At 32.7% G+C, this 248-nt stretch carries 1 protein-coding gene; it reads left to right on the top strand.

Translation table 11 applies throughout. The features are described 5' to 3' along the window. Positions 1–248: HAD-IC family P-type ATPase (locus NG904_RS16790; RefSeq protein ID WP_252232867.1), on the top strand; the 248-nt coding region annotated here is incomplete at both ends.

Genomic DNA, 248 nt, shown 5'->3' with positions numbered 1-248 from the left:
GATGGTATTGAGTTAGATAAGATGTCTGATAAAGATTTATTAGATAAATTAGAACATATTTCTGTTTATGCTAGAGTATCTCCTGAACACAAAATTAGAATAGTTAAGGCATGGCAAAGTAAAGATAAGATAGTTGCTATGACTGGTGATGGTGTAAATGATGCTCCTGCCTTAAAACAAGCTGATATTGGTATTGCAATGGGTATAACAGGTACAGAAGTTTCAAAAGATGCTGCTTCTATGATATT

The sequence above is a fragment of the Clostridium sp. ZBS15 genome (assembly GCF_023845705.1).
GTDB lineage: Bacteria > Bacillota > Clostridia > Clostridiales > Clostridiaceae > Clostridium > Clostridium aquiflavi.
The sequence above is the reverse complement of the archived record's forward strand: the minus strand, read 5'-3'. Positions and strand labels throughout refer to the sequence as shown.